General features: G+C 46.5%; 29 protein-coding genes and 3 pseudogenes. 11 read left to right on the plus strand and 21 right to left on the minus strand.

The features are described 5' to 3' along the window. Nucleotides 1–3: 3 nt before the first annotated feature. Entirely contained in the window at nt 4–918 is a 915-nt protein-coding gene (locus J7E85_RS08565; protein WP_215156877.1) for an ABC transporter permease, read from the minus strand. Nucleotides 919–1205: 287 nt separating this feature from the next. After that, nucleotides 1206–2054 (minus strand): helix-turn-helix domain-containing protein, encoded by an 849-nt coding sequence (locus tag J7E85_RS08570; protein ID WP_215156879.1) that lies wholly within the window; start codon nt 2052–2054, stop codon nt 1206–1208. Nucleotides 2055–2200: 146 nt separating this feature from the next. Between J7E85_RS08570 and J7E85_RS08575 the strand changes: the two genes are divergently transcribed. After that, on the plus strand, nt 2201–3142 hold the full coding sequence (locus J7E85_RS08575; RefSeq protein ID WP_215156881.1) for an MTP-1 family protein: 942 nt from the start codon (nt 2201–2203) through the stop codon (nt 3140–3142). A gap of 331 nt (nt 3143–3473) precedes the next feature. Beyond that, nucleotides 3474–4553 carry a substrate-binding domain-containing protein gene (locus J7E85_RS08580; RefSeq protein WP_215156883.1) on the plus strand — a complete coding sequence of 360 codons (1080 nt, stop codon included), beginning with the start codon at nt 3474–3476 and terminating at the stop codon, nt 4551–4553. Between the two features lie 349 nt (nt 4554–4902). Here J7E85_RS08580 and J7E85_RS08585 read toward each other — a convergent pair whose 3' ends face one another. After that, nucleotides 4903–5667 (minus strand): ArsR/SmtB family transcription factor, encoded by a 765-nt coding sequence (locus tag J7E85_RS08585; protein WP_215156885.1) that lies wholly within the window; start codon nt 5665–5667, stop codon nt 4903–4905. 199 nt (nt 5668–5866) lie between these two features. Here J7E85_RS08585 and J7E85_RS08590 point away from each other — a divergent pair, with 199 nt between their 5' ends. From J7E85_RS08590 to J7E85_RS08605, 4 genes are all read left to right on the plus strand, one after another. Beyond that, a complete protein-coding gene (locus tag J7E85_RS08590) occupies nt 5867–6421 on the plus strand; it encodes an NADPH-dependent FMN reductase (protein WP_215156887.1) in 555 nt (184 codons plus the stop codon). A 186-nt stretch (nt 6422–6607) separates the two neighbouring features. After that, nucleotides 6608–7774, plus strand: coding sequence for an SGNH/GDSL hydrolase family protein (locus J7E85_RS08595; protein WP_215157164.1), 1167 nt, complete (start codon nt 6608–6610; stop codon nt 7772–7774). 57 nt (nt 7775–7831) lie between these two features. After that, nucleotides 7832–8179 (plus strand): ester cyclase, encoded by a 348-nt coding sequence (locus J7E85_RS08600; protein WP_215156889.1) that lies wholly within the window; start codon nt 7832–7834, stop codon nt 8177–8179. A gap of 71 nt (nt 8180–8250) precedes the next feature. Further along, complete coding sequence (locus J7E85_RS08605) at nt 8251–8652, plus strand: ester cyclase (RefSeq protein ID WP_215156891.1); 402 nt, start codon at nt 8251–8253, stop codon at nt 8650–8652. A gap of 161 nt (nt 8653–8813) precedes the next feature. On the opposite strand, the gene J7E85_RS08610 is transcribed toward J7E85_RS08605, so the two are convergent. The 9 genes and pseudogenes from J7E85_RS08610 to J7E85_RS08645 all read right to left on the minus strand — a co-directional run bounded on the left by J7E85_RS08610 (nt 8814) and on the right by J7E85_RS08645 (nt 13290). Continuing rightward, entirely contained in the window at nt 8814–9122 is a 309-nt protein-coding gene (locus tag J7E85_RS08610; RefSeq protein WP_215156892.1) for a hypothetical protein, read from the minus strand. Next, nucleotides 9119–9355 (minus strand): annotated as a pseudogene (locus tag J7E85_RS08615) (helix-turn-helix domain-containing protein); the annotation flags it as partial. The pseudogene J7E85_RS08615 and the gene J7E85_RS08610, both read right to left, overlap by 4 nt. A gap of 12 nt (nt 9356–9367) precedes the next feature. Continuing rightward, a complete protein-coding gene (locus tag J7E85_RS33900) occupies nt 9368–9727 on the minus strand; it encodes a GNAT family N-acetyltransferase (protein WP_251035573.1) in 360 nt (119 codons plus the stop codon). A gap of 127 nt (nt 9728–9854) precedes the next feature. Beyond that, a complete protein-coding gene (locus J7E85_RS33905) occupies nt 9855–10085 on the minus strand; it encodes a hypothetical protein (protein ID WP_251035574.1) in 231 nt (76 codons plus the stop codon). Nucleotides 10086–10153: 68 nt separating this feature from the next. Continuing rightward, nucleotides 10154–10645 carry a hypothetical protein gene (locus J7E85_RS08625; protein ID WP_251035575.1) on the minus strand — a complete coding sequence of 164 codons (492 nt, stop codon included), beginning with the start codon at nt 10643–10645 and terminating at the stop codon, nt 10154–10156. Nucleotides 10646–10919: 274 nt separating this feature from the next. Further along, nucleotides 10920–11216, minus strand: coding sequence for a putative quinol monooxygenase (locus J7E85_RS08630; protein ID WP_215156894.1), 297 nt, complete (start codon nt 11214–11216; stop codon nt 10920–10922). Between the two features lie 10 nt (nt 11217–11226). Next, complete coding sequence (locus J7E85_RS08635; protein WP_215156896.1) at nt 11227–11865, minus strand: nitroreductase family protein; 639 nt, start codon at nt 11863–11865, stop codon at nt 11227–11229. Between the two features lie 27 nt (nt 11866–11892). Beyond that, nucleotides 11893–12351, minus strand: a complete 459-nt coding sequence (locus tag J7E85_RS08640; protein WP_215156898.1) for a MarR family winged helix-turn-helix transcriptional regulator — start codon at nt 12349–12351, stop codon at nt 11893–11895. A 252-nt stretch (nt 12352–12603) separates the two neighbouring features. Further along, nucleotides 12604–13290, minus strand: a complete 687-nt coding sequence (locus J7E85_RS08645; RefSeq protein WP_215156900.1) for an endonuclease/exonuclease/phosphatase family protein — start codon at nt 13288–13290, stop codon at nt 12604–12606. Between the two features lie 460 nt (nt 13291–13750). Between J7E85_RS08645 and J7E85_RS08650 the strand changes: the two are divergent. Both J7E85_RS08650 and J7E85_RS08655 read left to right on the plus strand, forming a co-directional pair. Beyond that, nucleotides 13751–14314 (plus strand): annotated as a pseudogene (locus tag J7E85_RS08650) (sigma-70 family RNA polymerase sigma factor). Further along, entirely contained in the window at nt 14304–14807 is a 504-nt protein-coding gene (locus J7E85_RS08655; protein WP_215156907.1) for a DUF3600 domain-containing protein, read from the plus strand. Before J7E85_RS08650 ends, J7E85_RS08655 begins: the two are co-directional and overlap by 11 nt. 90 nt (nt 14808–14897) lie before the next feature. Here J7E85_RS08655 and J7E85_RS35125 read toward each other — a convergent pair. Then, nucleotides 14898–15036 (minus strand): annotated as a pseudogene (locus J7E85_RS35125) (DNA alkylation repair protein); the annotation flags it as partial. 176 nt (nt 15037–15212) lie between these two features. Here J7E85_RS35125 and J7E85_RS08660 point away from each other — a divergent pair. Continuing rightward, complete coding sequence (locus tag J7E85_RS08660; RefSeq protein WP_215156909.1) at nt 15213–16367, plus strand: lyase family protein; 1155 nt, start codon at nt 15213–15215, stop codon at nt 16365–16367. Nucleotides 16368–16477: 110 nt separating this feature from the next. On the opposite strand, the gene J7E85_RS08665 is transcribed toward J7E85_RS08660, so the two are convergent. From J7E85_RS08665 to pruA, 3 genes are all read right to left on the minus strand, one after another. Beyond that, a complete protein-coding gene (locus J7E85_RS08665; protein ID WP_215156911.1) occupies nt 16478–16627 on the minus strand; it encodes a hypothetical protein in 150 nt (49 codons plus the stop codon). A gap of 53 nt (nt 16628–16680) precedes the next feature. After that, complete coding sequence (gene rpoN / locus J7E85_RS08670; RefSeq protein ID WP_251035576.1) at nt 16681–17991, minus strand: RNA polymerase factor sigma-54; 1311 nt, start codon at nt 17989–17991, stop codon at nt 16681–16683. Nucleotides 17992–18133: 142 nt separating this feature from the next. Continuing rightward, entirely contained in the window at nt 18134–19681 is a 1548-nt protein-coding gene (pruA, locus tag J7E85_RS08675) for an L-glutamate gamma-semialdehyde dehydrogenase (RefSeq protein ID WP_215156913.1), read from the minus strand. A 191-nt stretch (nt 19682–19872) separates the two neighbouring features. Here pruA and J7E85_RS08680 point away from each other — a divergent pair, with 191 nt between their 5' ends. Further along, on the plus strand, nt 19873–20793 hold the full coding sequence (locus tag J7E85_RS08680; RefSeq protein WP_215156915.1) for a proline dehydrogenase family protein: 921 nt from the start codon (nt 19873–19875) through the stop codon (nt 20791–20793). Between the two features lie 85 nt (nt 20794–20878). Then, nucleotides 20879–22618, plus strand: a complete 1740-nt coding sequence (locus tag J7E85_RS08685; protein ID WP_215156917.1) for a sigma-54 interaction domain-containing protein — start codon at nt 20879–20881, stop codon at nt 22616–22618. Nucleotides 22619–23074: 456 nt separating this feature from the next. Here the strand turns inward: J7E85_RS08685 and J7E85_RS08695 are convergent, their stop codons facing one another. The 5 genes from J7E85_RS08695 to J7E85_RS08715 all read right to left on the minus strand — a co-directional run bounded on the left by J7E85_RS08695 (nt 23075) and on the right by J7E85_RS08715 (nt 26273). Then, nucleotides 23075–24301, minus strand: coding sequence for a copper amine oxidase N-terminal domain-containing protein (locus J7E85_RS08695; protein ID WP_215156919.1), 1227 nt, complete (start codon nt 24299–24301; stop codon nt 23075–23077). 345 nt (nt 24302–24646) lie between these two features. Beyond that, nucleotides 24647–25009, minus strand: a complete 363-nt coding sequence (locus tag J7E85_RS08700; protein WP_215157168.1) for a hypothetical protein — start codon at nt 25007–25009, stop codon at nt 24647–24649. Nucleotides 25010–25021: 12 nt separating this feature from the next. Next, nucleotides 25022–25213 carry a putative immunity protein gene (locus J7E85_RS08705; protein ID WP_215156924.1) on the minus strand — a complete coding sequence of 64 codons (192 nt, stop codon included), beginning with the start codon at nt 25211–25213 and terminating at the stop codon, nt 25022–25024. Nucleotides 25214–25670: 457 nt separating this feature from the next. Next, nucleotides 25671–25904 carry a transcriptional regulator gene (locus J7E85_RS08710; protein ID WP_076106729.1) on the minus strand — a complete coding sequence of 78 codons (234 nt, stop codon included), beginning with the start codon at nt 25902–25904 and terminating at the stop codon, nt 25671–25673. Nucleotides 25905–26135: 231 nt separating this feature from the next. Next, nucleotides 26136–26273 (minus strand): DUF2992 family protein, encoded by a 138-nt coding sequence (locus J7E85_RS08715; protein WP_251035577.1) that lies wholly within the window; start codon nt 26271–26273, stop codon nt 26136–26138. Between the last annotated feature and the right edge of the window lie 90 nt (nt 26274–26363).

Raw genomic sequence — 26363 nt, forward strand, 5'->3', positions numbered from 1 at the left:
CACCTAGAACAAACTCGTTTCTGATACTTTCCGGCTCATCCAATTGGTCAAGTAAAGGATCGTAAAGGAAATAACCGACATAAATAATCCGATTGCCGTCGTATACTCGTATTGTGCGCCTAGTATACCTTGTCGATAAACATAGGATCCGATGACATCTGCTACTTCGTAAGTCTCAGGCGAATAGAGCAGAATGATCTTCTGGAAATCGCTCCCGAGGATTCCCCCCACGGCGAAAATCAGCAAAATGATTGTGGTCGGCTTAAGCGACGGCCATGTGATGTGCAAAACCTTCTTCCACCGGCCTGCGCCGTCTACCTCGGCTACGTCATACAGCGTAGGATCGATTCCGCTTAAAGCAGCAAGGTAGATGATCGTGCCAAACCCGACGCCCTGCCATATGCCCGAAGAGATGAAGATGGTCCGGAAATAGTCAGATTCAAGAAGAAACATGATCGGATCTCCGCCGAAGAAACCGAAAATATGGTTAAACAAACCGTCTCTCGCCGTAAATTCCTTAAGCATCCCCGCAACAATGACGACCGAAATAAAATGCGGGAAATAAGAAACCGTCTGCACAAGCTTCTTAAACCCCTTGTTTTTCAGTTCATTAAACAATAGAGCCAATATAATCGGTGCTGGAAATGACCAAAATAAAGTATACAAACCGAGAAGCAATGTATTCTTTAATACCCTGAACGCCATCGGATCGTTAAAAAAAGAAGTGAAGTACTTTACCCCCACCCATTCGCTTCCCCATATCCCTTTGGAAGCATTGAAATCTTTGAAAGCGATTAATATTCCATACATCGGAAAATAGTGAAAGATTAACAGAGTCAGAAAGCCGGGAAGCACCATAAGGTAGAGATAGCGGTGCCTGATGATTCTGGCCACTAGCCTGTTATTGGTTGTTTTCAAAGGAACACCTCCTGACTGTTAACATGTTGTGATCGGATACGGCTGGTGCTATTGCTCCAGATCGCATGAGGCTGACCATTTGGTTCGTTTTATATGTAAGCGCATTCATTTTCACCCCCAGACTGTATCCTAACGTTCGTCGAAAGCGCATTTGCTTCCGGCTACCGTCCCCTATAGATATGATCATCATGATGTCTAACAAGTTATTATGCTAAGTAGAAAATAACACATACCATTTTCTTCGTCAACACATAAATAGGTTTGTAATTCCATCGGTAATTAGCATACTATCTTTGGATTATTCCGAACTGACGATACCGATGCGGCGTTAAATTATGCCTCCGCTTAAATAAATCGTAGAAGTAGCTGACGTTATCAAGTCCGATCTCAAGGCTGATGTCAACGATATCCATATCCGTGTTTAGCAGCAAATTCTCGGCGTAGGACATTCTCAATTCGTTAATGTACTGGGTCGGGGACATCCCGATATGCTTCCTGAACATTCTGCATACGTAGGCATGCGATTTGCCCGACAGCTGGGCAAGCGCAGCCGTTCCCCGCGTGAAGTGCTCTTTCTTCCTCGCATCTCTGCATAGGGCCTTAAACCATTCCGGCTGTCCGGTAAGATCAATGGGATCCGCTTCGGCCTTGATGTACCTGGAGAACAGGTCGGTCAAGATAGCTCTTACCTCCGCTTTGACGACCAGCTTCTTCTCCTGCGGAATCAGACTGAGCTGGCCCAGCCGGTATCGCACATATTCCTTCTCCGTTTTGGACAATAAGGTTGACGGCGGCATGGCCGGCTCAAGCAGTCTTTCACTTGGGAACCCTTCTCCCAAGAAAGCAATCAGGTCGTCCAGAACTTCTCGATTGAACGACAAATTGATGAACTGGCAATCGCCATCCGTCGTCTGCTCATAGTAATGAACGTCCCGGTCCCGTATGAACACGAGTGTATTTTCCTGCAGCAGCTGCCTTTTACCGTTAATGACATGCACAACGCTTCCCTTCAGGATAAGAAACAATTCAAAGAAGTCGTGTGTATGCATGCCGATCGTATCGCGCACCGAAGCGATCAGTCGATAGTGGGCCTGAATTTCAGAATCAATGCCGTCTGCCGCAAGAAGCTTCAACATATGCGATATCCCTCCTTGTTTGTGTATTGAACTAGTTCCTCCGATGTCAAAACACCATAATGCATTCAAAAATAGAGCAAGATTGGGAGCAGCACTTTCGATTAGGATAGAGTTGTTACTATAGCTTGAAAGGAGATTTGCCACGAATGAACTTATTAGAACTGCGTCAGCAATTCGAAGAAAACAAACGCATTTATGAAAGCTCCAAGCTTGTCTTCCACGGAGTCGAAGGCTTCGATGTCTACAATCCTTCCATTCCGTTCGAATGGAACGGCAAGCGCTACATTTACGGACGGATGGAGAAACGCCAAGAGTGGGCGAGGTCCTGGGTTCGCCTGTTCGAGCAGAGCGGTCCGGACGAGTGGACAGCCGTGCCGAATACGATGATTTATCAGCTTGAAGATCCTTATATCAGCGTGATCAACAAACAGCTCGTACTGGGCGGCACGCATGTCCGTTACAAGCAGGGACGGCTCGATACGTTCTACGGTTATTTCTACAAAGGCAGTGATCTTCATGATCTCTTCTACTTCACGACCGGTCCGGATTATATGAAGGACATTCGGCTCGTAGAGCTCCAGGACGGGAGGATCGGCGTGTTCTCCAGGCCGCGCGGCGAAGAGATTCGCAAGGAATTCGGAAGCGAATCCTTGGTAGGATTCACCGTCATCGACAGCCTCGACGACCTGTCTCCGGAAGTCATCGAGAACGCTCCTTATATCCGCGGACTGTTCCGAAAAGATGAGTGGGGCGGCTGCAACCAGGCCTACTTGCTCGAGAGTGGGAAGATCGGCGTCATCGGCCATATCTGCTACGCTCAAGGAGATACATCGACCTATATGAACATGGCCTTCGTATTGGACCCGCAGACGAATCAATTCTCGGATTTGAAAATCATCGGCACCCGTCCTTGTTATCCGGATGGCCCCGCCAAGAAGCAGCATCTGACCGACTGCGCGTTCACCGCCGGCATCGAAATGCGTCCCGACGGAAAGGTCAATCTGTACAGCGGCATCGGCGATACCGAATCGGCGCGCATCGTCATCGACTACCCGTTCGAGAAGGATGGCGCCATTGTAACCTTCTAGATGAACTTCCAAGATCGAGCTGCTGGATTCCCCAGCGGCTCGTTTTTATGTCCGATTACGGCTCGATATAAAACCATTCATTTTTTTCTAAGGTGTCCATTTCGAAGTTATTATTATAGGTAAATGAAAACACATACTTTATTCGACCCCATCGTAATACAGACCTCTACGAAATTCAAACCTTTTATATCATTTCACTCTTTTTCTGCTTGATTTCCGAATATTTCCGGCCTATTCGACAAAATTTTCAACGAGATGTGAATCAAGTACGTATACTTTTTAAAGCAATGTGCGTTATAATTGAGGAAATGTTGAGACGAGGTGAACCTACTTGAGCAATAAGGACTTGGCTCAGCCAAAGTACCAGATGGTAAAAGACTATGTCTTATCCCAGATCGAGAATCGGGAATTTACGAAGGACGATCGGATTCCTAGCGAGTCGGAATTCTCCAAGCTGCTGGATGTCAGCTCCATCACTGTGCGTAAAGCGCTGTCAGAGTTGGTGAACGAAGGCGTGATCTACCGCATCAGAGGTAAGGGGAGCTTTGTCGCCAGCCAAGCAGCCGTCTCGGAGAAGACCTCCAATTTGGTGGCCTTCGTCATCTCCGGCATCGACCTTTACGACAGTTCGTATATGCAGATCATGAGAGGCATTCAGTCATTTCTAGGCCAGCATGGCTGCAAGCTGATCATCGAATTCGTGGAGAACGACTTCGAACAGGAACGTGAGCTCATTCTGGGACTGATTCAAACGGAGCTAAGAGGATTACTCATCTATTCCTCTGATCCCGAAGCTGCAAAGGGCTATCTTGGAGAGATTCGAAAAAAATCGATTCCATTCGTTATGCTTGATCGTTCCCCTTCCGGCTATCCGGTCAACGTTGTCACCTGTAACAACCATGACGGTGCTTATGAAGCCGTAGAATACTTGATCCAGCAAGGACATCGACGAATCGGATTCGCGGCTTACGACTATCATCTGAGCCCGGAGATTGACAGATATAACGGTTATTGCAATGCCATGTCGAATGCGTCCCTTCCTATACCCGATTCGCTCTTGTTCCTGAATAAGGAACTGGACTATGCTGCGCTTGCGCGCCTTATCCAAGACGGAGAGCTGACCGCGCTGTTCTGCGCGAACGACAAGCGGGCCCTTGAGGTAATCGAACAGCTCACCGTACTTGACATACGTATCCCCGAACAAGTATCCCTAATGGGCTTTGACGATTTCGAAAGCTCCAAATTCGCCAAGGTGGCCTTGAGCACCGTGAAGCAATATTTCGACGTCCTCGGCTATGAGAGTGCCAAGCTGCTGCACGACATCACCGAAGGCTCGTCTTACGGCAAAAAGAAAGTCATGCTGCCTACTAGCTTGGTCATACGTGACACGATCAAGATAGTCCAAGGTTAAAGCAAAGCTAAAAAGGCAATGGATTCCAGGATATGCTGGTATCCATTGCCGGTCATAATGCCGCAAAACATGCTAAGGGAATTGGTCCATTGTAATTGCGTGGAAGATTATGGATCAGCCCCTATCCATAATCCTCCACGCGATTACTAATATCACAATTGGGCTTGATGATCTTGTTTTCTGTTTCAATTGGCCAGCTATCCAGGTTTAACATCATGAGAAACTCTGTACTTTTGATGATATATCCCTCCGCATCATAACCATCCGTTTTTCATCAGAAAACACAGTGAGCCAGTAGTCTTCTTTGATGTCTTGTTTATTAATGGTTTCAATAACATGTGCTGGGTTTTTAGTGGTCAGCGAGCATCTCTCCGGTTTCAAGCAACGTCTTCATACCTGAAAGTACAATCGGCAACCCGTTCTCAAGAATTTTTGCAGTGCTCATCGCCTGTTCGAATTCATCATGTATAACGGTTACGAGCGTCACGCCATGAAGTTCGGCATGCGAACCGATCTCCCACGTAATGCGCGACTGGGTGTCACCCTCCGTGCCCGGAAACGAAGTAAAACGCCAACTCATCACGAGCTTATTCGGAGGATCAAGTTCCAGAATGATTCCTTCAGCTTTCTTCTCTTCCCCGTTCCATAGTTCGAATGGAGATTCGATTTCCCAGGTGGTTCGGATGGCGCAGTTGAACCAAAATTTCGACGTTTTGGTCGGATCCGTGAGAGCTTGCCACACTTGTTCAGGCTTTGCTTTAATCGCTATCTGGTTTATATTCCGGGGTTTCTTATCCATATTCGTATCAAGCTCCATTTCTTTTTGAAGAGATGTTAACTGGGCCGCCCATGGTTCGGCGTATTTACTCACCCACCGCTCATAAATTTGACGTATGGGCACCGAATTCAAATAGTGTAACTTTTCCCGCCCAACTTTTCTCGTGGTAATGAGCTCGGCTTCCTCCAATATATTCAGATGCTTCATGACGCCGAACCGGGACATGTCTAGTGGCGCGCAGAGATCGTTCAGCGTCTGTCCGTCTGAAGCGTGAAGCAGGTCCAAAAGCTTACGGCGGCTGGGATCCGCAAGTGCTTTGAATGTGTCATTCTCCAATCGAAACACCCCCTTTCTGTCGATTTGAAATAATTTCGTTTGAATCTCTTGACACGTTACTATTTGGTAACGTATTATAAAAACACAACAAGTTACCTAATGGTCACATTTTATCACAAACGGACCTGTTTGTCAGCCGGCGACATACAAATCCATCTGCCCACAACCAACTTTTTAAAAATGAAAGGTGATGTTGAAGATGAAAATAACGTTGATTGCGGGAAGCAACCGCGCAAACGCCACAAGCACGTACCTTCTCAAGTACATCGAAAGCCTTTTGAAAGCCCAGCACATTCCGGTCACCTTTGTCGATTTATCGGAGCTGCCGCTGCCGCTTTTTTCACCTGATAACTGGGATTTCCATCCCAATGTTAAGCAGGTCTTGGAGGCAATTGCAGATGGGGACGGTTTGGTCCTTGCTACCCCGGAATACCATGGCTCAGTATCAGGAGCTCTTAAAAATGCCTTGGACTATATTACCGGAAGCCAGGTTGCGGGCAAGGCAGTGCTTTCCGTAAGTTCCGCAGGTGGTCCGCTCGGAGTAAGCTCGCTCTCGCATTTGCAGACTATTGTACGTAATTTGCACGGTATTAACTGTTCGCAGTGGATTTCGATCGGATATGGATCGAATACATTCGGTCCCGACGGCGCTCCGATAGATGAGGGAATGAGAGACCGGGTTCGAGATGCGGTGGGCAGTTTCGTGGATCTCACCCGTAAGCTTACAGCAACAGCAGCTGTGGCAGCAAACTAACAGCACAAGCCTTTTTTAAGAGATCAGAAAGTATAAATTTCCGCGGTTTAACGCCCTTATCTCGCAAGAAAAACTATAGCTAAAAGCGATCTGTCTTCTTTGAAAGTACGTCGATAGATTTTTTTCTTATTACTATTATGTTACCAAATGGTAACATAATACCAAAGGAGATGTTTCTTCTTGATAATGAATGAACAGATGGATTCTGACAGCCATTGGATGGGATCTTGGTTTGCAAGTCAAACGTACGTTGATGGGAACTTTGCCGAAGAGCGATTCGAGGATCAGACCCTCCGAATGATTATACATCCGCATGCCTTTGGTTCCAAGATCCGGCTGAAGTTATCCAATCTTTACGGTTCCAAGCCTGCGGTATTCGGCACAGTGACGGCAGCTTTATCCGCAAAAAATGGGGAATTCGTTCCCGGAACCGGTCGACAAGTTACCTTGAATGGCCAACTCACCATCGTTATCCCTGCAGGAAAAGAAATATATACGGATCCTGTCGATCTCCAAGTAAAGGAACATGTTGACGTAACCGTCAGCGTTTATGTACCTGAGTCGACCCCTACCTCAACATGGCATTTTTCGCCTCCTAGGTCCACTTATGTTGCCGAGGGAAACCATACCGACGATAGCAACGCGGATTTTTTTCGAAAGAAGATTCATTCATACTACTGGCTTTCGGGTATGGAGGTTTTATCACAAGATGAGCATTTTCGAGTCATTGCCGCCTTTGGTGATTCCATTACAGAAGGGAGTACGTCTACTCAAGATGCTAACCATCGTTGGCCGGATATTTTCTTTGAACGACTTCATCGAGAAAATCCAGCCTCTCCGATCTCCGTGCTCAATGCAGGAATCGTTGGCAATCAAATTTTGAAAAATGGTCCTGAGGTCGGTTTGCCAATAGGTGGACAGAGTGCACTTTCCCGGCTGGATCGTGATATATTGTCTCATTCTGGAATTACCGATGTAATCTTTCTCGAAGGTATAAATGATATCGGACTCGGAAACGCGACCGCGGATCAGATTATTGGTGGAATGAGAGAATTGGTAGCCAAAGTACATGAGAAAGGACTTCGCATTTTTGCTGGCACACTCCCACCATTTGGCGGCGCCCCTTACTACTCCAATGAAAAGGAACTCACCCGGCAAGAAGTGAATCGGTGGATCCGAACCAACGAAGTATTTGACGGCATTATAGACTTTAACAATGCGCTGGCTGATCCGCAGCGTCCTGAACAACTGCTTTCCGACTATGATTTCGGGGATCATCTTCATCCTTGCGATGCGGGATTCAGAGCATTAGCCGATTGCATTCCATTGTCCCTGTTCATGGATAAAATCTAATTTGTTTTGACCCAGTACAACTGATTTCAACAAACAACGAAAAAGGAGCTGTTTTGTATGAAAACGATGGAACAAAGAAATGTAGCAGCGGTGACCGCGTTTATCGAGGACATTACGAATCGGAGCATGTTGGAGAAGACCGATCAATTCTTTGCACCGCAAATCGTTGAGGCATTTACGGATCGGCGGTTTACCGTGGAGGAAATTCTTGCCCAAGGCGAGAAGGTCATCGCTAGAATCTTCATGACGGCCGTGCATGATGGTCATTTTGCAGGAAATGCACCTACAGGCAGAACCGTGAAGGCGACACAGTTCCGCGAATTTCGCGTCATCGACGGGAACATCGCTGATCACTGCGGCTGGTTCGATACGGCCACGCTTTTGCCTCAAATCCAAGCTCAATAACCGCCTATGAAGAACGGCATTTCGTCGTTAAGTCAATTCCTAATAACCCATTCATAAGGAGATGTTTAAGGATGAAAACGATAGAACAAACCAATGTGGAGACGGTAAACCAATTTATCGAGGCATTTTGGAATCAGAGTGAATTGGACTCTGTGGATCGATTTCTGACCGACGATTATCAAGAGCTCTCTTATCAATCCAAGGAAGGCCTAAAAAAATTCGCTGCAACGATCTTGGAGGCATTTCCCGATAAACGCTACACCGTAGAAGAGATCATCGGTCAAGGGGATAAGGTGCTCGTGAGAATGACTGTGAAAGGCACACATCAAGGAATATTCTTTGGAACCGCGCCTACGGGCAATACGATTGATGTCACGCTTTACCGTCAATATCGCGTTGTGGACGGCAAGATCGCCGAGCATCGGGGCTGGATCGACATGGTGTCCATGTGGAGCCAAATTCGGGGCATCTAACTTCTGTAAAATAAAACGCTCACATACTACCGACCCAAAACCGGGTCGGTTATGTGTTGTAATGAAAGATCACAGAGGCAGAATTAGAGCCTTACTACTTGTCGTTTGTTTTGGGAAGCTTCTCATCTAGTTAGATATTCATCTAATCGGCAATAAAGACATTACCCTTCCACGATATCTGCCCGAAAATCAGTTGCAATTTCGATCATGAGGGGCACGATTTCTTGATGAGAGACGGCTACATACAACTCCCCCATATAGTGTCTGAATGGAATAAGGGCTTCACCCTGTTTCCACATAAAGAAATCCCCTTCTATAAACATGGTGCTTTCCTCCCCTTTTACAGTCAGCACCGTCTGATAAGTAAAATCAGCTTTGGATGAAAAATAAGCTTGGCATTCTTCCAATGAAATCTCTTGACCACTTGAATTTGGTTGCATGGATCTCGTAATCCGATAACGTTGATTCATAAAATCCTCCAAAAATAAAATGACCTTGTATCCTCCAATACATTAATTGTTAAGCTGGTCTCTGTCAATTGAGTTGGATGACTCCGACTAAAGTAAGTGTCATACTCAAATCCGGTAGCGCGTGCAATTTCATCAAGCTTCATACCTGTACGAGTTAAAAGATCACAGCCAACTTTCAAACGATGTGAAAGCAAGTAACCCATTGCTTTATTTCCGCATCTTTCCTGGAACTGTTTATTAAGAGTTCATGAGAATGACTTACACCATACAAACATATTTCCAAGTTCTTGGAAGCCAACCCTCGTGTAGACGCGCATCGCTTCATCCGGTTCAGGATCTAGCGTCCGCATTCCCCCATGATTAATGTAGAGCTTGCTGACGCCAACTTCTTTCAAGCGGCGCATACACTCGTATAAGAGGTTTGTCGCCAATCCCCTTCTTCGATGCGTGGGAGCCGTTCCGAACGGTTCGATAATCGCGATGTTGTTCTCGCTGTCGAGCCAGATATTTGCAAAGCCGACGACTCTATTCGCCTCGTCTAGTAGAACCAAGTCGAAATCCTGACTGTACGTTGGACAGGACATCAAACGACGGTAAATATTCATATCCGGCGCAGTCAACCAGCTGAACCGCTCATCATCATAACCTTTTGCTCAATATTACCCGTCTTAATCGGACGAACCTTGAACCCCTCGGGAAAACGAGGCTCGTGATTCGCAGTTTCCAAATCGATTACATAATTCGATAATGCCCCGGCCAGATCGCACCGATGATCGTTCCGTCTTCGATTTCACAGATTGTCAGGCTTTGAAGGAACTTATCACCGCCGAAGGCGCGGTTGTAGTCAAAATCTCCAAGACTCGGGTAAAACCGGCGGTTACGGTCGGCAAACTTTTGGGTGATCACCTTGCGAAGCGCCATGTAATCGCTCTCATCCCTATATGGCCGAAATTGTACTATCACGTCTATACACTCTCCGTTTCTCACTTCTGGACACCGATAACCGTAAAACCTGTGTTATCGACATGTACTCATACTCTGTTTATATAAAATGATTCGAATTCAGTGACAGAGTCGAACTGGTTCAATGATACACCTTCTGTTCTAAGGTGATTCTCTAATTTTTCTATAAGCTGCAGAATTGCTATTCGCAACGGTTCGAGATCTTTGGGATCCAGCAACGCAGTGAGATCTGGATACCCGAAGCGATGATAAAATTCCCGATACTCGCCCAAATCGAAAATGCCAGGCCAGTGTCCTTTTTCGGCTGCGTACAGTATACGAGCCAATCCATCTTGAACACCTATAGCAACGAAAAACGCGGTTTCATAGTGGCCTTTTTCGCAGGCGGTTAGAAGTTTGTTCAGCATTCCTTTTTCCTCTTCGTAGTATCCCTTCATCCAATCTTGGTATGAACGTAATCCTTTGAGCTTGTTTCTTCGTTCTGAAATTAGATTAAGAGTGTCTAGAGTCAGTTTCTCGCAAGCGGACTTGATTTCATCTTTAGAATGGCTGAACATCATGGTGTCAAGGTAAAGATCCAGTTGTTCTGGCTTTTAACCTCCTTGTTCATACTCCTCTTTGACTACGTATTTGGGGATTCTGATCATGACATATGTTGATCGTATCGCTCATTCTAGTGGCTGTACTTCAAGTTTAGGTTGTTATCCAGTAAGTGTAAAAGGAAAAGATAATTATAAACAAACAGTCCGGTTATAGGAATATCTCTACGATCATAACTGGCGCAAAAAAGGTCAATCCTCAGGGATCGACCTTTTTTTAACTTTAGATCTTTAATTATTTTCTAATAGGCTGACCTGTAAAAGCTTGAACCTGTAACGGAGCTGTCAAGTATTTTGGAGCATTAGCTACGAACGCCTGAAAATGGGTGCTCGCATTGTGATCCACTACTGCTTCATCATCTTTCCATTGTTCAACCATCACATATGTGTCATCCTGATCTGTATCCTTCAGGAGTTTATACGACACATTCCCTGCCTCCGCGCGGGATGACGCAATAAGTTCTTGTACGGACTCCAGAAATTCCGCTTCTACTTCACGGTTTACTTTCATTTCTGCATGAATAATAATCATAGTCATAACCTCACTTCCACTCCGCAATGCGGTCAATAGGCAGACGAGTTGTTCTACGTGCCTCTTTAGCAACTTTACCTACAGATATGAGCATAACCGGTACATAACGTTCCTTTTCCATACCAAATGCTTCCGCAATTCGGGATTTGTCATATCCGCCAATCGGGTTTGTATCATATCCACGGGCACGAGCAGAAAGCATGAGCTGCATGGATACCAAGCCGCTATCAATAAGAATCATTTCGCGAAAAGCTTGTGCTGGTATACGTGCAAAAAGATCAGTATAGTTAGCCATGAGTTGATCTTTAATCTCTTGCGGCAAATAGCCTCTTTCCACAGCAGTACCCATAATTTCGTCAGCATTATCAAATGCGTTCATATCTCCGAAAACGGCAATGACTGCAGAGGAAGTTGTAACTTGTGTCTTGTTACCTGGGGCAAGCTCTTCAAGCGTCGCTTTACCTTCTGGGCTATCAACGACAAGAAATCTCCAAGGCTGAAGATTAACGGAAGACGGTGCCAAAGTTGCTTCTTCCAAAATCTCAGTCATTTCCTCACGGCTGATTTTGACCGCTGGATCGTACTCACGCACAGAGCGACGGGAGGTAATTATTTCTTTATAATCATTGTTTAGGGATGTTACAGTCATGATAGTCTCTCCTTTAATCTCTATAAGTTAATTGGTCTTACTAGATTCTTTCATCTGTTGAATCTGGCTGTTCAGCTTCTGTAGCACTTGTACAAACGCAAGTCGTTCTGATTCAGTAAGGTCTGCCTGCAGGTCCTCCATAAATCGATCTTTCTCCGCTCTAAACGTTGCTACTTTACTTTTGCCCACTTCGGTCAGCTGAACCAACGTAATCCGGTTGTCATTCTCACATCTGGTACGCAGAAGCATTCCCTCCGCTTCCAGCTGCTGAACATGACGGGTCACCGCAGCAGGATCAATAGACACTGCCTTCTGCAGATCCGATTGGCTAATTTGGCCACCCGTCAGTTTGCATAGGAGTTCGAGCCGATTGGGACTAACTCCAGCACATCGTTCAAACCGGGTCGCTATATGCTTGTTTAAATGCATTAGCAAGTACAGCAGGTCTTCTGTATGACATGTAGAGATGATAAATACCTCCTTCAATTCATTGACTCATCAATAATTGACGGATCAATCATATATCTTTATTTACAGAAAATCAAGTCTCCTTGCAGAAAATAAGACCGACTAAGATTCCGTTCAGGGAACTTCATCGGTCTTTTAATTACTTGATGGCATCGTCCAACGAGAAATATAACGATGATCCGCTATCTGCATTGTCCAGCCCCAAGCAGCCCCTTTTCTATTTCCGATAAAACCTTCTACACCTGCATGAGGTTCATTGAAGTTCGTAAGTTACTGCCAGCGAAGTTCTGCAATGACCGGATAATGATCCGAAGCGTCGTAAGGAATAACCCTGGCTGTCGCCAGTTCTGTCGGCATGTTTACAAAGATGTGATCGATCTCCTTACCATTCTCTATGGTAGGCAGGTTGTTCTGAAGCGTGATTTTTTTCCATCGGGAGTTCAACTGTTTCATGAAAGGATCGCCCATCTCCATATTAAAGTCCCCGGCCAGGATTGTCGGTTGTTCCAGTTTCTCTAAAACACTCCAAAGAATTGGATTCTGTTTTATCCGTTCCCTCATATGTACCCCCAAATGCGTATTTACTACTGTAACCACGTCTTCATTAATTTGCAGTTTTACCATTAAGATGCTTCTTCTCTCTTTAGATCCGCCAATATACTGAATTTCTTTTGAAATTATCGGATAGTGGCTTAAAATAGCGTTTCCATATTGAAAGATAATGAGATTAACGCTAGGAGAGAAACAAGCATGCATCCCGAGCAGTTTAGCCAGCCTTTTCAGCTGATCTCGAAAGCCGCTTCGGGGCATAAAACGGTCCACCCCTTGCAATGCAACAATATCCGGTTGGGCATTTGTAATCACTTCCGCTATGCGGCTCAAACTTGCTTTCCCATCTAATCCTTTTCCGTGCCGTATGCTGTAGGACATCACTTTCAGATTGATGTTGTTATCCATATGAATCACCTTTTCCATTTTATCTATCTAACATTAGTGTAGTTTACAATGGATATAAAAGTTATGTTCAGAGGAAGCGATGAAATCTAACAGCATGCTTAGCCCCGGAACCCTTTGTTATTTTTTCACAAAAGGTCAAAATTCATAAGTCCCAATTAATGTTAATAACGCTATATATGAACTACCATCCTTTACCCTAAATAAGATCAAAATTTGAGTTGAGTTACATTCCTGAAACTTAGCTCGTCCATGACCTCCTTCGCCGGAATACCTGTTAATCTCATTTTAATTGCCTGTAATTTCACTTTAGGAGATTAATTAATCTCTGATATAAAACATGGATGATACACCGAAGAAGTTCCTATAATGGCGAGTATCGTCAAAAAAGTTTATTCTCTTACTGAACCTTTTTCGCTAAGGGAGCGAATTAAGGGTTGTAACATGTTCAGGAGGGGCCCCCATGAATGATAAAGAGTTACTTGCCTGGCTTGAAAAAGCGACGCTTGGCGACGAGTCGGCCTTTCTGCTTGTCTATCAGGCGACTCACCAAGACGTCTATCGAACGGTTGCTTTTCTCGTCTACAACAAACAAGACATTGAGGATATCGTGAATTAAGTTTATATGCGCATGTGGAGGTCGATTCACAAGTATGACCCGAACCGGCCGTTCCGGTTTTGGTTGCACGGGATCACGGTCCGTCTTGTCCAAGATTGGAAGAGAAAGGCCTGGCGACGAATTCGCCTCTTTGAACGAAACCGCCAACTGACTTGCGAACAATTCGAATGGACAGACAAAGCTGTCCTGCAGTCCGAAATGCAGCATGAACTGTTCAGCCTTGTCCGCCAGTTATCGTACAAACTACGTGTGGTCATCATCCTTCGCTATTTTCACGACTATACTCTGGAAGAAATCGCAGACATTCTGCAGATCCCCGTTGGCACAGTGAAATCCAGGCATCATCTGGCACTGAAAGAACTCCGGAAACGATTCGAAATGACGGGAGGAGACGCGTATGTCCATTGACAAGGAATTGCGTGAAGAGCTTCGCCAGGTGGCAGATTCGATGCACTGCCCACCCGATTTGTATGGACGTGTAAGGCAGTCCTATCAACACTATGTTAACGAAAAGAGAGGTGGATCTCACATGAAAAAACGCATGCTCACAGGTATTATCGCAGTAGCAATCCTGATTCCATCTGCCGTATTTGCTTCTTCCTATCTAGCCGATGAAATATTCGAAACTGTTGAAAACATTGAACTACACGGCGTATCACCGGAAGAGTATCAAGAGATTGAGGGAATGCTGCAAGCCGCAAAAGGCAAGCTCACGGAAGACGAATTCAAGGAGTATATGGAGCTGACCAAGCAGGTGGTGCAATTAAAGCTGAAGATGACCGATGAAAAAGGAGTCAGTCATGAGGAGATGCTGACTCAAGAAGAACAGCAGCAGTTTGAGCAACTTGCCTCCAAGCTGGCCCCGTACTTCGAGAAGATTAACGGAACCGCCAAGCCGTAAGAAATGAAGCAGGGACCCGTTCCGTTGTTGGATTGGGTCCCTTTTTCACACCGACTCCACCGCGCCTTCCAGACCCTCGCATTTTGTACACATTAATTTTTCTAGCAAACTCAAATTATGTTGTACATCATTTTTTAATGGAGGAATCTTTTTAGCCCATGGTAGCCGTGGGCGCGTTCCTTCATACTAATCTTCTAACATGTGAGTTAGGGTCCTTTATCCAATTTTGAAAATAAGTCATGCAGCGGTCGCTAAGATTAACGTTTCAGAGAAGGACTCGTCTTGATGAATGAATTGTTCATCCAAAGAGCCCATATCTCGGAAAATCCCATCTTGGTGGCACGAAAATTGCTTGTTATCCCCATAAGGAAATGACGACACAACATTTTCGAAAGGGATGAGATGATGATGTTAAGAATTGAGCGGGACAAGAACGGAGAGGTCAACGAGCCCTCCCATGCATACTACGGTGTGGAGACGATGCGCGCTGCCGGAGAATATCCCAAAGTGAACGCTCGCGTCCATAGCGAATTTATTAAGGCTTTGGCTTCCGTCAAAAGCGCAGTCGTACGTGCAGGCATAGACCATAGCATCGTGCCGGAGCGAATCGGAAATCTCATTATGAAGGCGACGGATGAAATCATGGATGGAAAGCATTCGGAGCAATTTATTACAGATTATATCCATGGTTCTTCAAGCAATATCCTGAATGTGAATATGAACGAGGTGCTTGCCAACCGGGTACTGGAGCTGATGCTTGAGGATAAAGGAACCTATGCGGTGGTTGATCCAGACATTCACGTGAACGGCCCTCATACAGCCGATTGGATCATTTCGACCACGCTAAATGTCGCCACCCATCAACTTTCGCACAAGTTAATCACAGCCATCGAGGGATTAAAGTATCGATTATGGATGGCAAAAGAACTTCTCGAGGGACAACATCCGGCCGATACCGCGGATTGTGTTATGATGGTGTCGACACGACTGATCCGTTCTTTCAGGGAATCCGCGAAGCAGCTGCAGCTCGATGCGACGCCGCTCACGGAAGCCGCCTCCCGATTAAAGAGCATCCGGATCGATTCCGCACCGGATGCTGCCATGCCCCATTCGTATTGCGAATTAACGGAGAGAACCGTCTCTTACTTAAGGCAAATTACCCGTACTGATTATTTTGCAGAAAGTCACTACCAAGATTCTTCTTCCGGCAGCAAAAGCGCCTATGCAGACCTTTCATCGGTTCTGAAAACATTGGCTGTTAATCTGTTCAAGCTATGCTGCGATATTCGGAACGCCTCTATGAGTGAGCAGGATATGAATCCGACGAACCGCATTTACTATGAATCGGTCGGATTTTTGCATCAGATCTGTATGCAGGTTATTGGATATGACCATATCATCAACCTCGCAGAGGAAGCCGGGATGCCTGATGACGACACCGTTCCTCCGGTAATCCTCTACCATTTAATGGAGTCGCTTGACATTATGATGAAGGGAATCGGATCGTTTGCAAGTTCGCTGACACGAGAGCAGAACGATGCCGATACAACAGACGACTGAAGGAAAATGAACGCACCGCCTCAGGAGGATTGAAAATCGAATGGGAGGCTACCCATTAGTTGAGTAGCCGACCTTCCACACCACCGTACGTAAGTTCGGTATACGGCGGTTCAATCGCTTAAGTGCAAGTTACGCAGGCTCTCGTACTGCGCAGGAAAGTCATAGTATCCTGCCTGTGCGAGCTTTTCGTTTGTAATCGAGCGCTGTAATATCGCGCATACGGCTATACGCGGACTTTTCATCTCCAAGTTATCGCCCATGCTGGGCGCACCCAAGAAAGGGTGTCTCGGAAACCTGTCCGAGACACCCTTTTCTATCTACGCTTGCGGAACGAGGAGGACATAATCTGCATTTGTTCCCGATACTTCGCAACCGTTCTGCGAGACAGCCGGATTCCCTCCGCACGCAGCATATCCGCTATGTGCTGATCCGAATAGGGAATGTTTTCATTTTCGGCATCGATAAGCTCCTTGATTCGGGCTTTAACACTCCGGGAGGATACACCGCTACCGCCCGTCGTCGATAGTCTAGCGGAGAAAAAATATTTGAGAGGGAGCACACCGTGCGGCGTAAGTACGAATTTACCGTTCAGCGCCCGGCTAACGGTCGATTCATGCAGGTCCAGTTTGGTGGATATCGTATTCATCTTCATCGGTGCAATTCCCTTGATTCCTTCAACCAGAAACTGTCGCTGCTCCTCCATAATGGCATTGACGACCCTCATCAGCGTCCGGTTCCTCTTCTCCAAGCTCCGAACCAGCCAACGGGCAGATCGGACGCAGCTGCTCAAATACGAAGTGGCTTCGGCTGATCCCCGCAACTTAACCCATTCTCGGGAGGAGTTGTTAATGGAGAGCTTGGGGAGATTTTCCGGATGGATCGACACTATGAAGCCACCCTCATAGTTTTCGACGATCGCATCCGGAACGATATACGCTGGCTCTAACGAGGCATACGCCAGCCCCGGACGAGGATTCAATCCGCGAATATATTCCGATGCCGTCCTTGCCGTCTCCATGGGTATGTTCAAAGCCATTGCGATCTTCTCCAGCTTCCCGTATGCCAGCTCCGACATATACCGGTCTGCGACTTCATAGGCATACGGAGCGGCCGCCGGATCTCTAATAATCTGCAGCAGCAGGCATTCCCGTAAATCTCTGCAGCCGACACCGGCAGGCTCTAACGATTGCAATGCCTCATGCGCGGTCCGAATAAGCTCTTCTGATACGCTAAGCTTCCGTCTGATTTCGGTGATCGGGATATCCAGATATCCGTCATCACTTAGATTCCCCGCCATAAATGCCGCAATTCGGTATACCTCCCTTGGCAGGGGGAGCATACGCAGTTGGCTCCTAAGCCTTGACTCCAACGTGTCCTCCGACTGCCTTGCGTTCCGTAATGGGTCCATCTCGTACCCATTGCTGATTGTGGCCCTGCTCCTGTAGCCATAAGCGTCGTAATCCCGTCTGAATTCCAGCTCAAGGACCGGGTTTTCAGCTTCCTGCTCCTGTAAATATCGGACCAGGTCTTCGGCGGACATGGTTAATATATGAATCGATTGCTTCAGTTCAGGAGTTATCGCCAGCTTCGTGCTTTGGTCTTGCACTAATTGATAGCCCAGCAACAGATTCTCCTCCTCCCGCATGCTCTCTTCAATGAATATACTGTTCCCTCTTGACTATACTCAAAAACATTCAAAATGAACATCATGATTTCGTGTCTAATATTTTAGACTACATATGTTGAGCGATTTGATGTTCATCCTGTTAGAAGCGCTCAGCTACCAGCTTTGCCTGCGTAAACAACAGCAAATAATCCCGACCGCCGGCTTTTGAATCCGTGCCTGACATATTAAATCCGCCGAACGGATGCGTTCCGACCAAGGCGCCAGTGCATTTGCGATTGAAATACAGATTGCCAACGAAAAGTTCGCGTCTTGCCTTCTCCAGATTCGGCCCGCTACGAGAAATGACGGCACCGGTCAAGCCATAATCCGTATTGTTGGCATACGCCACCGCCTCATCAAAGGTTTGCGCCTTCGTGAATGCAACCACCGGACCGAATATTTCTTCCTGCGAAATCCGGGCATTCGGGTCTATATCCGCGAAAATCGTCGGTTCGATGAAGAATCCGTTCGGATCTCCTGTGCCGCCACCAAGAACCAAGCGTCCTTCCTGTTTTCCGATTTCGATATACTCCTGAATTTTGAGGTATGCCTTTTCATCAATAACAGGACCTACATCGGTTGCGGCGGCTGCCGGGACACCCATTATCAGCTGACTTGCCCGCTCCGCTACACGTTGCAGCACGATGTCGTAGACTTTCTCATGTACGATAGCCCTGGAACAAGCCGAACACTTCTGCCCGGAGAAACCGAAGGCGGACAGCGTTATGGCGTCCACCGCGAGATCGAGGTCTGCATCCTCATCAACGATGATCGCATCTTTGCCGCCCATTTCCGCAATGACACGTTTGATCCATTTTTGCCCAGGCTGCGCCTTGGCCGCCCGTTCATTGATGCGGAGTCCAACATCGCGGGAGCCTGTAAAGCTGACGAAACGGGTCAGTGGGTGGTCAACAAGGTAATCGCCGACCTCCCCACCCGGTCCAGGAACGAAGTTGACGACGCCTGACGGCAACCCCACCTCTTCGAGCAGTGCCATAAATTTGGCAGCGATGACAGGTGTTGGACTGGCCGGTTTAAGGACGACGGTATTCCCGGATACAACGGCAGCCATCGTCATGCCTGCCATAATGGCCAATGGAAAGTTCCATGGCGGAATGATGACACCGACGCCTAAAGGCAGATAATACAGCTCATTCTCTTCTTCCTGGCTAACCGTTAATGGCTGCGGCTGGCTAAGCCGCCGTATCTCGCGTCCATAGAACTCCAGGAAATCGATCGCCTCCGCCGTTTCAACATCCGCTTCTACCCGGGTCTTCCCAGCCTCAAATGTCATCAAGGCGGAAAATTCATGTCTGCGCCGGCGCAAAATAGCTGCTGCCCGGAATAAATAACGAGCACGCTCATTCGGATCAGTCCGCTTCCAAGTCTCAAAGGCAGCTGCAGCCGCCTGCATTGCCTGCTCCGCATATTGTACATTCGCCTGAGATACGATACCGACCAGCTGAGCTTTATTCGCAGGGTTAATGGAGACGGCTTTGTGCTCAGTCATGATGCGCTCACCTCCGATGATTAGCGGATACTCTTTGCCAAGTCCTGCCTCCGTCTGCTCAAGTACGCGGTCATATTCCGCATTGTTACGCTCATCCTTAAAGTTAACAAACGACTCGTTCCTGAATTCAGTTCTCATAATTATTACCCACCCTTTTTTGTGTGATTTGGGTGGAATCGTCAAACCCTATTCCACCGGTCCTCTTGGATAATAAGCAATTATCGTGCCAACTGTGCTTGTTTCTTTCGTCTGGAACGATTTTTGCTTGCAGTTTAATCTGGTAAAGATTCATTGCGCGAGCAATGACAGCCTGAAAGGAGAAATCAGCCGTGGATAGTACTGAACTCTATCGAAAAGTATTATTATCAGTTTCCGGCAATAAACTGGTCGAGCATCTTGCCCTTCGTTACGGCCGTAAATTAGCAGCTAAATTCATTGCAGGTAACAGCTTGCAGCAAGCGTTGGATGAAATTGAGAGGTTGAACGAGAAAGGGATCATCGTCACATTGGATCATCTGGGGGAAGGAATCACACAGTTATCGGAAGCAGCAGGCTACAGAGAGGAATATATACGCTTAATTAATGGGATCGCCATGCGGAAGGTGAACTCCAACGTATCACTCAAGCCAACGCAGATGGGCTTGGCCCTTGATCCGGAAGCATGCTATAGCAACATTCGGGACATCGTCATCCAGGCTGAACAAGATAACAATTTCGTACGGATCGATATGGAGGATTCCCCCTTTACACAAGCGACAATCGATATCGTTCTTCGCCTTCACGGGGAGGGATTAACCAATGTCGGGACTGTGATTCAAGCCTACTTGCTGCGTTCACGAGAAGATGTGAAGCGATTGATTGAAGCTGGTGTAAACCTCCGTCTCGTAAAAGGAGCGTACAAGGAGCCGGCATCCGTTGCCTATCAGCAAATGAGCGAAGTCATCGATAACTTCAAAACCCTCATTCAAATGCATCTTGACCAAGGCGTGTACACCGCCATTGCCTCGCATGATGATCGCATCATCGATTGGGTCAAGGGATATGCTCTTAAGAACGGCATCCCGAACGATGCCTACGAATTCCAGATGCTATACGGCCTGCGAATGAACGACCAGGCTCAATTGGCGAAGGAAGGCTATCGAATCCGCTGCTATATGCCCTACGGCAGCATGTGGTACCCGTACTACACCCGACGGCTGGCAGAAAAGCCTGCTAATTTATGGATGGTCGTCAAAAATATGTTCAAATGATTTACACTGGAAAACAAGCCCGGTATAATGGCCCTAATACAAGATTGTAAGCATTTACATTTCCCATAAAATAGGGGGCAATCGAATGAAGCATCTATTGCCGGCCGTGGAGCATTTCATCCGCACGGACTGCATAATTGTAGATCTGACCGACCTTGTAGCCATCCGGGGTGCGCGGATGGCTGCCGAGTTTACCCCTGTTTTTGTCAGGGATGAGTCCGGTCAATATGCACTGCTGCCTGTATCGGCCGCCGAAACCATTCTGAATGTTCAAGATATCCTGATCAACGTCAAGACTGTAAACACAGATGATCCGTTAACGATAGTCTCTGCTGCCTTCAACTCTTGTTCATTGGCGATCGTTCTTAACGACGGCAAGGCTGTCGGTTACCTTTCCGCACAGGATGTTATGGATGCGGCGGTCCAGGCTCACCGGGTGCTGGAGGCTTATTTTGCAACAACGCTGGATACCTTGGACCCGGACGTTGCCATTACGCTGATTGACGAGGAAGGATGTGTAGCCGTCTGGACGTCAGGAGCGGAGCATATATTCTCCATTCCGAAAGACGATATCATCGGCAAGCCTGCTTCGGATTTCTTTCCCATCGATCGTCTGCAGTCTCTTCGCACGCTCGAAACCGGCCAGCCTGCCCATAAAATGCAGCATCGGCCGCGGCACGACCTATTCGTCCTAATTAATTCGAATCCGGTTACTCTCGAGGATCGGATTATTGGCGCCGTTGCGGCGGAATCAGACCTGACCACCCAAATGCGGCTGCATCAAGAGCTGCTGCAGATGACAAGCAAGGTGCATCATCTTCAGAAGGAAGTGGCCCTGCTGAACCCTGCGGCAGACCCATTTCAGCATATCAAGGGAACGAGCCGCGCGATTAAACACAGTATCGAAACGATCAAGAAGATCAGTTCGACGAAAGCGACGGTGCTTATCCTGGGTGAGAGCGGTACCGGAAAAGAATTATTCGCGAAGGCGATCCACGAGTCCCGCGAGTCGATGAACGCCCCCTTCATTGCAATCAATTGCGGAGCCATACCAGCCGCACTGTTCGAGAGCGAATTATTTGGCTACGAACGGGGCGCTTTCTCAGGTGCAGACCCGAAAGGGAAGAAAGGAAAGATCGAACTGGCCCGCGGCGGCACCCTATTCCTTGACGAGATCGGGGAAATGCCTCTTGATCTTCAGGTCAAGCTGCTGCGCGTGCTCCAAGAACGGAGTTACTTCCCGGTCGGCGGCACGAAGTTGCTGCAGGCCGACTGCCGGATTATCGCAGCCACAAACCGTGATTTGAAGCGGATGATTGATGACGGCAGCTTTCGCGAGGACCTATATTACCGGCTAAACGTCGTAACGTTGGAGGTTCCCCCCTTACGCGACCGCAAAGAAGATATTTACGAGCTGACACAGTCCTTTCTTCACGAATTCTCGCTCGTTTATGGCCGCCATATCCATTCGTTTACGCCGGAGGTATTCGAGGATTTGCTTCATTACGATTGGCCTGGCAACATCCGCGAGCTGCGTAACACCATTGAGCGCCTCGTCATCTTCTCTACCGAAGGAGAGATTCGGCGCGAATATTTGCCAGACCATATTTATTCCGGCGATAAGAGTCCGCAGCCAGGAGAGGGTGTTGGTCCAAGCACCGCACCCATCGACGGTGCTACTTACCAAGCTAGGCTTGACGAGTACGAGCGGAACCTAATGCGTGAGGCGATTGAAGCGGTCAACGGGAACAAGTACACGCTGGCGAAGCAGCTCGGCATTTCGCGGGCTACGCTCTACAATAAGCTCAAACGGCTGAAACTGTGAAATTAGCTTGGATGGACGATGTCTAATATTTTGGACACTTCAATTTTGAATGTCTAAAATTGCATACATAATGGAATTATCAGTCAATTATGAATCATACACGCTTGTACTCTTGTTTTTCTCGTTGACTTCCATCGTATTGATCTGTTCATTATTCCCCAAAAACGAAAGGCAGCTGATCGTTTGATCAGCCGCCTCTTTATCATGGTTCAACTACCGTATTCAGTTAGCTAAATGAACTCTACTTCTCTAGCTTGTCATTGATTGTTATTTCAACCTCTGATAGGCTAATCACGGATCTCAAGCTTTCGTTTCTGTAGTCCATACAAAACGGCAGCAGCAATCGCCACAAAGATTGCGCTGGATGCCACGCCGAGTTGCAAACCGTACTGTTCAACCACCACGCCTCCGACGATGGGACCGGATAATCTGGTCCAGAGGCAAAAAAGCAGCTTCTTATTTCATGTCCTTCCAGCTTTTGAAATCGTGAATGGCGAAGCCGGCATAGCTTGCGTAGTGCGCCAATTGATTATGGGCGGATTGCAACTCTTTTTCCATCACTTCGCTGCTCATGGAATAGAATGAGACCCGCGGCCCTTCTTTGCTTTCGAGCGTTTCTACAGCAACTACAACTTTCTTCTTCAGCATGGAGGCTTCTCTCAGTATGGCCTGCGCATTCTTCACAATTCCATTGCTGCCTAACACATAATTCCGATAATTCATGATGACTAGGCAATCGAACTTCTCCAGCATCCATGCGCTCATACTGTAATCCTTCCCCGGTACATTAATCGTATTCAGCCAAAACGGAACGTCGATCGCAATGTTCAATCCGCTCCCTTTGGTCTCTTTCTCGATCAGTCTCAAATTGTCCATCCAGCTTTCAAGAATCGTCTTATTGTCCTTCGTCCATTCACTTAGCGCATAAGGTTCAATATCGAAATGCAAACCCGAAAAGCTTGCTTCCGGGCCAACAGAGGCGTTATAGGCTTTAACCCACGCTATAAATTTTTGAATATCCTCCTGCTTAGACCTATAGGCCCATGCGGGACGACCCTCAAGTGCCTCCACTTGAATTCCTTCGCTCTTTGCTTTTCGAATAAAGCCCTCATATATTGCTGGATCTATATCTCTATCAACCTGAAGGTAAATATCCGTTATCCCTTTTATTCTTGCAAAGCTTATAATTTTATCTTGATCCTGTTTCAGAATGTGACTGTCCCATATCCATGTTCCTTTCGGAACACGGGCCACTGAGGTCATGATGCTCACCAGATTGTTTGAGGGCTGCCAATCTACATTTGAATGCAAGGCTTCACTAATAAAGCGAAGCGGAACCATCGTGCGACCGTTTTTGAGCACCGCCGCCCCCTCAAAGTCTACTCTTTTTCCATTCACCAGTGCATGATTATCGCCAATCACCAATATAATGATGTCACGGTTAAGCAAGATCGTGATTTGTTTCAATTTCCTGTTCCATTTCGTAGTAGCTCCGAGCTTGTAGGATACAAAAGCAAGTGGAACCATCGTAAGGTTGGTTCTTTGATCGACGTATGGGTGTTCATCTGGGAATTGTACTTCACGGCCATCCACGGATACTTGGACTTCAGAAGCGTAGATAGCGGGGGTAAACGCAGCTAAACATAGCATGATAGCTAACGTGCATACTAGCAATTTTCTCATGTGTGACTTCCTTATCTTCATTTTGATTTTTTATTTTCCTTACTGTGCACGCAATGTACGACAATAAGATTATAAGGTATGTAATAATTGGTAACAAGAACAACGACGCAACGAAGCGTCGTTGTTCTTCTGATACTTCCAAGTTAAATATGGAGCTTCGGTTTCCGGCGTTATTTTTTGAGCGTAATCCTGCTGGTCTTCTATCCTTGATCCAGTATCGTTTTACGCCGAGAGCCGCATTAATAACATTCCTGCTCCAACAAAAAATTAATAGACTTATGTTATTTTTATATCAAGGCTATTTTAGACGGTGTATAACTAGTCGCCATCCTTTTCACTTAAAATTTATTGTGTGTGGTCCTCAAGGGCTTCTATAGCTGCTTCAATAGAAGCAATGCGTCTTTCAAGTAACGTCTTCTGAGGACTACCTTCTTTAGCGTTTTCATACTGTTTTTCAACAGATGGAAGAATACCAACTATAACCTTTCGGGCTTCAAGGATGTTTTCCTTTTCGTATGAAAATTCTGCTCCATGCCAAGCATTTTCTAGACTATTTAATGCGATTTTCACTGCATCCAGTCGTTTCTTAACGAGGGTTGCGTTTGTTCCTTTCTCAATCATATTCTTATAGGCATTTTCGAGTTTGCTTAAAGTTGACTGCATCGATTTTATCAACAATGTTTGGCGTTCTGGGCTAAAGGCTCTCATTTTTCTCACACCTCACTTCCTTATGTATTGTACTGAACGTAAGGCGCTGATCCCATAGGTCGCTGCACCCAACTCGTGAGCGGTTACATGCGTCACAGCCAGGGCCTGCCCGGCGAGCCTGTGCTGCGTTAGCTTCAAAGGCGGCCTTACTTGAGTGAGTTCAATCATTCGACGATGGCGGTCTTCATTTGGTTGTGCTTGCACGAATTAATGTAGCTCATGTTGTGCGCAATTGGCTGCCTATATCGCAAGAAGAGGATAATCCGTATCCTGCAATGTACCGCCCGACTCATAGTGACGAAGCTAGGGTCTCCCATTACAATCCCCTTCCTTTGGAATGACACAATTATGGCTACAAAAATGATCTATCAGGCTATTCGGCTTTTTTGATGTGTTTCAATTAGAAGCTCTTGTCATCGAGTCACGACAAGAACTTATATACTTAGAATGAAAAAGCCGCGGTGTTCGCGACTTCTTATACTTGTATGTTCGTATCCCGATATGGGTTCAGTCGTGTCGGAGGCGGAGGTCAAGTTAGTTTAACAAAGGCAGTCGATCACAATGATCAGCTACCTTCTTATTTTAATTGAGTTGTCGTTTCCCGTTAGCTTAGCTTAATGGATCATATTTGTAGTCTTAATGTAACCTACCACTTATTCCATTAATCACCCTTTACTTCATTATCGTTCGGAATTAATTCATACAAGGCACGAACATCACAACCGATGGAATCAGCGATCGATATGGCAATTTTGAGCGGCATCACTCTTTTGTTTTCAATAAAGTCGTAAACTCGTTCCGGTTTAAAAAGCAAGTCTTTTGCCAGCCATTCCGCTGACTTCCCGGATTCCATCAATCGTTCATTCAGTAAGCAACGTCCTAGTTCAAATTTCAAGAAGCGATGACCTCCCGCATAAGATAATATTTAACCTTAAGCGTTGTCCATTGCCAGCATGAATATACTTCATAAAGGGCCCCATAACGATGAAGTTCCCCATGCGTCTGCCCAATTTGTTGGGCGAGTTCCATTGCCGGGATATCGTTTCCCGTTAGTTTAATGATCCATCCATTGAAAAAGGAAGTACGTCTATAAGATTTGCTTCCTCAGAAAGGATACTTTTTTTAACTATTTGCCCCTGTGCTTTTGCTTTGCTTTCTGGACTTCAAGTTGATATTTACTTTCATTTTCTTCAAGAATTTGTTGCCGATTATGCACTTTTCGTTGCAGTCTCCTGGAGTTACGACAAGAACTTATATACTTCAAACAAAAAGCCGCATTTTATGCGACTCTGAAAGTACTCATGTTCTTTACGTCTGTCAATTGTCTTCTTAAAATAAACCTGTCGGCCTCTTC

It is taken from the genome of Paenibacillus sp. ISL-20, assembly GCF_018613005.1.
Classification (GTDB): Bacteria; Bacillota; Bacilli; order Paenibacillales; family Paenibacillaceae; genus Paenibacillus_AQ.